The following is a 5,819-nucleotide window of genomic DNA, read 5'->3' on the forward strand; positions in this document are numbered from 1 at the left end:
TGTCTACGCCAACGCCGACGCCGACGTCGCCGCCCTCTAACCCACTGACCGACCTGCAGCAAAGTCATCGGAGTCGAACCATGAAAGCGCCGAACCTCATCGCACTCACCGCCTCTGTACTTATCGCCGGAACCAGCGTGTTCGCCCTGCGCTCCTTCGATGACCGCGCCGCTGCACTGGTCACCGCCCCCCATTTCGTCAACGGCGTCCGCGTCGTCGACCTGCCAGGGATCCAGGTACGGCCCACCGACGCCGATGTGCGCGAGGCTGCCATGGCCAGCGAGGCCACCCTGGATTCGGCGGCTGCCGCCCTCAAGCGCAGCGCGGAAGATCGCGCCGCTGCCTTGATCGGCGCGCAGCTGGCCATGCCCTACTATTCGTTTGGTAATGCACTGCGCCGCACGGCCAAGGATTAAATACATGTCCATCACCTGGAACGACAGCGTCCCGATCTACCGCCAGCTCCGCGAACGCGTAGTGGCGATGATCCTGGACGGCGCCTTGAACGAAGGCGACCCGCTGCCGTCGGTACGCCAGGTCGCGGGGGATTTTCAAATCAACCCGCTGACCGTTTCCAAGGCCTATCAGGAGCTGGTCGACGAACAATTGGTTGAGAAACGGAGGGGTCTTGGCATGTTCGTTATCGATGGAGCGCGTGACGCGCTACTGAAAAGTGAAAGGGAGCGCTTCCTGCGCGAAGAGTGGCCGGCACTGTTTGCCCGCCTCCAGCGCATGGGCCTCGACCTGAAGACCTTAATGCGTGAAGCCCAGGGCTCCACGGAGGATCCGTCATGACCGCGGTCGTTACCGCCACTGGCCTGAGCAAACGCTACAAGTCGTCGCAGGCGCTGGACGGCGCCACCTTCCAGATCGGGTCGGGCCGGATCGTCGGCCTTATCGGCCCCAACGGTGCCGGTAAGACCACGGCGCTCAAGGCCATCCTCGGCCTGACCACCTTTGAAGGCGAGCTCAATGTCCTCGGCCTCGATCCGCGCAAGGATCGCGACAAGCTGATGGAACAGGTCTGCTTCATTGCCGACGTGGCCGTGCTGCCCCGCTGGATCCGGGTGAAGGACGCGGTGGACTTCGTCGCCAACACACATCCCCGCTTCAACCGCGCCAAGTGCGACGCCTTCCTGGCCCGCACCAAGCTGCAGCCGCAGCAGAAGGTGAAACAACTGTCCAAGGGCATGATCGTGCAGTTGCACCTGGCCCTGGTGATGTCGATCGACGCCCGGCTGCTCGTGCTGGACGAACCCACGCTGGGCCTGGACATCCTTTACCGCAAGCAGTTCTACCAGAGCCTTCTGGAAGACTACTTCGACGAGGACAAGACCATCCTTGTGACCACGCATCAAGTCGAGGAGATCGAACACATCCTCACCGACCTCATGTTCATCCGCGACGGCAAAATCGTGCTCGACACCGACATGGATAGCCTGGGTGAGCGTTTTGCCGAGGTGCTGGTCGGCGCCGAGTTCGCGCACGCCGCCCGGGAACTGAAGCCGCTCGACGAGCGCCAGGTCTTCGGCAAGAGCATTTTCCTCTTCGACAACGTCAGCCGGCCCGAGCTGGAACGCCTGGGCGAGGTACGACGCCCGTCGATCGGCGACCTCTTCGTCGCCACCATGAAGGGCACCTACGCATGAAAACCTTCTACTGGCTGGTCAAGCGCGAGTTCTGGGAACACAAGGGCGGCTTCTTCTGGGCCCCGGTGATCGCAGGCATCGTCTTCCTCGTGCTCAACGGCATGGGCATCATCCTCGGCGAAATACTCGGTCGCGAGCACTGGGGTGGACTGAAGTTCGGCAGCGACGTTCATTTCCAGAACAATATGAGCGTGCAGGACCTGCAAAACGCAGGCGCCGGCATCGACATCATGCTCTACGCTGTCGCCGCGATCATTCTCGGCATCACCGCCATCGTGGTCTTCTTCTATTGCCTTGGCGCGCTGTACGACGATCGTCGCGACCGCAGCATTCTGTTCTGGAAGTCCCTGCCGCTGTCGGACACATCCACCGTATTGTCCAAGCTGGCAAGCGCAGCCATCGTGGCACCGGTGATCGCCCTGGTCGTCGGCGTGATCGTGRGACTGGCGATGATGATCCTCCTGGCCATCGCCGCAAGCATGCATGGCGTCAGCGTCTGGTCGCTGCTGATAGAGGCACACCCGATCCGTGTCGTGCTCCACCTGATCGCACTGATCCCGCTGTACGCTATCTGGGCATTGCCTACGCTCGGCTGGTTGCTTCTCTGCTCCGCCTGGTCGAAGAGCAAACCGTTTCTTTGGGCTATCGCCCTGCCGGTCGGCTCTGGCGTCATCGTCTCCTGGTTCGGGCTGATGGGACTCGCCGATCTTTCCAGCAACTGGTACTGGAAGAACGTGGTTGGCCGGATGCTCGGTGGCCTGGTCCCGGGGGGATGGGCAGGAAACTCGACGATGACCGTGTTCCCGGGGCATAACGATCCTGTCGCCCTACTCGATAGCCTGGATCTGGCTTTCCACTACAGCGCGATGGGCAGCCCCTCGCTCTGGATCGGAGCGGCAGCCGGTGCCGCGATGATCGCCGGCGCCATCTGGTTCCGCCGCTGGCGCGACGAGAGCTGACACGACGTTCGGACGGCTCCCTCGGGAGCCGTCTTCCTTTGAGGGGTTTAAAAACCAGGGTTACTATCTTCGTCATCCGGAGGTTGGTCATGGTCCGTCCGCTGGGGTTCCTGCTCGTCCCGCTCGCTCTTCTGCTCGCCGCCTGCGCCACGCATCCGCTCGCTCCCGTCGCGCCGAAGCCCTTGCGCGGCGAAGCACTCGACCACCGCGTCGAGCAGCTGATGAAAGCCGCTAACGTCCCGGGCCTGGCTATCGCGATCATCGAAGACGGCAAGGTGACCTACGTGCACGCCTACGGCGAGCGCGATACGGCACAGCATCTTCCCCTGCAGACCGACACCGTGATGTACGCGGCATCCATCACCAAGATGGCCTTCGCGTACGCGCTGATGGGACTGGTGGACGAGCACCGTCTCGACCTCGACTTAAGCATCGCCGCCGACCTGCCCAAACCGTTGCCCGCGTACGACAAGTACGCCGATCTGGCAGGCGACGACCGCTGGAAAGCGCTGACGCCAGCGATCCTGCTCAGCCATCGCTCGGGCTTTGCCAACTATCGCTACTGGCCGCCTGGTAAGGACTACGACCCCGACGGCAAGCTGGCTTTTTACTTCACTCCGGGCACGCGCTACGCGTATTCCGGCGAAGGCATCAATCTGCTGCAGTTCGTCATCGAGAACGGCAAGGGCATCGACGTGGACACCTTGATGCGCAAGCGCCTGTTCACGCCCTTCGGCATGACACGCACCAGCATGACCTGGCGCGACGACTTCGCTGGCAACGTGGCGATCGGTTACGACGAAAACGGCAAGGCGCTGGGTCACAAGCACCGCGAATCCGTCCGTGCCGCGGGGTCGATGGACACCACCGTGCACGACTATGCCCAGCTGCTCGCCGCCATGGTGCGCGGCGACGGACTGAGCGCTACCACCTACCGTGACTGGCTGACACCGCGCATCGCGATCCACTCGCTCCAGCAGTTCCCGACACTCCGCTCGCCCGATACGACCGACAACGACGCCATCAAGCTCGGGTACGGGCTGGGCATGGCCCGCTATCAGTCCACCAACGGCCCCGTCTTCTTCAAGTCCGGCCACGACGACGGCACGAACAACCTCGCGGTCTGCCAGATGAACTCGCGCGATTGCGTGCTGCTGCTGAGCAACAGTTCCAACGGCGAGAGCCTCTTTGCCTACCTGCTGGAGGCGACGATCGGCGAGACGTGCTTTCCCTGGTACTGGGAGAACTACATCCCCTTTGACCACCCCGAGTTGAGGGGTGAAGCCGGGCGGGCACTGCCACGTTCCGCCTGCACGCTGCCGAAACCGAGCCTGTAGAACCCCACGTTGTCCGATCCTCACGCCCCGGGGACCGTTACTTACAACGTTTGGCCAGTTGCGGCAGGCAGGGATTGTCCCGTACAAGCGGGCGTAGTCACGGCAGGATGCCGTGGGCGGGGGACGCCGATGGTGCACGGGGAGAGTCGCGATGAATGCGGAACACGCAGGGGACGACGTGCCCCAGGAGCCGACTGAGGCGCAGGCTCGCGAGAGCCGACGCGTGTCCCGCGGCGGCGCCGATGACTCGTGGTATGGACTCGCCCTTTCCGGTGGCGGCATTCGCAGCGCGACGTTCTGCCTGGGCGTGCTTCGTGGCCTGGCCAAGCAACACATCCTGAAGCGCTTCGACTACCTGTCCACGGTGTCCGGTGGCGGCTACGTGGGCTCGGCGTGGGGGCGCCTGTACAAAGGGGCCAACAACCCCGCCACCGCCGCGACTGTCGAGAAGGCCATCGCGGACGACGATTCGCTCGTTATCTGGTGGCTCCGGCAGAACGGCCGATTCCTCACCCCCGCAGGCGCACGCGACCTGTTCAAGACCTGGACGACGCAGTTCCGCGCGTTCATCGCGACGCAACTGGAAATCGCTTTCCTGGCGTTGTTGATCGGCGTCATCGTTGTGATCGCGCACATGGTCACCGTGTGGCTGCCGACGCCGGACCCCATCTGGTTTATCGCGGGCAGCGCATGGTTCGTGGTACTGCCGCTCATGCTCGCGTTTGTCGCCGCCATGATGTGCGGTTACTGGTTCCTCGGCAGGGGACTATGGGCAGGCGCTGGCGTCAGCATCCTGACCATCCTGCTGGCAACGACCCTGTTCTATACGGCGGCGACATCGCCTGGCTGGTCGCTTCGTTCCGCGGCGATGGTGGTGGGGGCCGCATGCCTGGTTTGCCCCCTTGGTTATCTTGTCGCGCTGGCCACGTCACTGGCGCAGCGCGACGCAGGCCGCAATCGCGTCATATTCAACAACGTGCTCGCCGGCCTGCTGGGCCTGTCCCTGGGCGTCCTCGTCATCGGCTGCCTGGACGTTGCCAGTTGGGCGATTCGCCACTGGCTCCTGAACATCCGCACGGGGGAGCACGGCACCAGCGTCTTTGCCGGCGCAGGCATTATGTCCGTCCTGCTCGCGGCGCTACGTACCGCCGTTCCCGCGTTTCTTACGCGTGGCAAGGGCAACGGCCGTGCTGCGATTCCGTGGCTGGCGCTGGCGCAGATCGCGTCATACCTGCTCCTGGGGTTGATCATCCTTTTCTGGACGACCTTCGTGCAGCTGATCGCCTTTCCGGGCGATGTGCGGGACTTTCCCGCATGGTTACAAAACGACGTCGTTCGCGCCGCCTGCCTGGTGATTCCCATTGCGGCGTACATGCTTATCACGGGCCAAAGCCTGGATTTCCTCAACCTGTCGTCGCTGCATCTGTTCTATCGGTCCCGCCTGGCCAGGGCCTACGTCGCAACCGGAAACTTCGGCGCAGCTGGCTCGCGCTGTCCCGCAAGCGCGCTGGATTCGAAGAACCTGACGTTGAATGGCGTGCCCGTGACAGATCTGGTTGCCAAGGCCACCGAGCTGTTACCGAACGACGATATTCCGTTCCCGGCCTACGCACCTCACTTGCATGGCGGCCCCATCCATCTCATCAACTGCTGTATCAACCAGACGATCGACGACCGCACGGGCACGTTCAATGCCGATCGCAAGGGCGTCTCGCTCACCGTCAGTAGCTTTGGTGCGGAGATAGGCACCGGACCCGCCTGTCCTCCGGCCGCGCCACTGAAGAACACAACGCTGGCAGAGTGGATCGCCATCTCCGGTGCGGCGATCGGCTCGGGCATGGGTACCTATACGCGCTCTGCCCTGTCGGCGCTGC

6 protein-coding genes are annotated in these 5,819 nt (G+C 63.4%); all 6 read left to right on the forward strand.

From position 1 onward, the window contains the following. Window positions 1–80 precede the first annotated feature (80 nt). The gene (locus AC1DSN_RS17290) at window positions 81–416 is read left to right on the forward strand and encodes a hypothetical protein (RefSeq protein ID WP_477295692.1); all 336 of its coding nucleotides are present in this window, start codon (window positions 81–83) and stop codon (window positions 414–416) included. Between the two features lie 4 nt (window positions 417–420). Continuing rightward, the gene (locus tag AC1DSN_RS17295) at window positions 421–795 is read left to right on the forward strand and encodes a GntR family transcriptional regulator (protein WP_046969113.1); all 375 of its coding nucleotides are present in this window, start codon (window positions 421–423) and stop codon (window positions 793–795) included. Continuing rightward, a complete protein-coding gene (locus AC1DSN_RS17300; RefSeq protein WP_063572317.1) occupies window positions 792–1,649 on the forward strand; it encodes an ABC transporter ATP-binding protein in 858 nt (285 codons plus the stop codon). Before AC1DSN_RS17295 ends, AC1DSN_RS17300 begins: the two co-directional genes overlap by 4 nt. After that, window positions 1,646–2,608 (forward strand): hypothetical protein, encoded by a 963-nt coding sequence (locus AC1DSN_RS17305; protein WP_477331879.1) that lies wholly within the window; start codon window positions 1,646–1,648, stop codon window positions 2,606–2,608. The genes AC1DSN_RS17300 and AC1DSN_RS17305 overlap by 4 nt, the downstream gene beginning before the upstream one ends. Window positions 2,609–2,697: 89 nt before the next feature. After that, window positions 2,698–3,945, forward strand: a complete 1,248-nt coding sequence (locus AC1DSN_RS17310) for a serine hydrolase domain-containing protein (RefSeq protein WP_477295687.1) — start codon at window positions 2,698–2,700, stop codon at window positions 3,943–3,945. Between the two features lie 151 nt (window positions 3,946–4,096). After that, a partial coding sequence (locus tag AC1DSN_RS17315) for a patatin-like phospholipase family protein (RefSeq protein WP_477331881.1) occupies window positions 4,097–5,819 on the forward strand: 1,723 nt, incomplete at its 3' end.

It is taken from the genome of Luteibacter sp. P4_D7_3, from assembly GCF_056401735.1.

What these genes read in the sequence shown, in the direction of transcription:
- AC1DSN_RS17310 (WP_477295687.1), top strand. Translation starts at nt 2,698, where the DNA reads ATGGTCCGTCCGCTGGGGTTCCTGCTCGTCCCGCTCGCTCTTCTGCTC.
- AC1DSN_RS17295 (WP_046969113.1), top strand. Translation starts at nt 421, where the DNA reads ATGTCCATCACCTGGAACGACAGCGTCCCGATCTACCGCCAGCTCCGC.
- AC1DSN_RS17290 (WP_477295692.1), top strand. Translation starts at nt 81, where the DNA reads ATGAAAGCGCCGAACCTCATCGCACTCACCGCCTCTGTACTTATCGCC.
- AC1DSN_RS17300 (WP_063572317.1), top strand. Translation starts at nt 792, where the DNA reads ATGACCGCGGTCGTTACCGCCACTGGCCTGAGCAAACGCTACAAGTCG.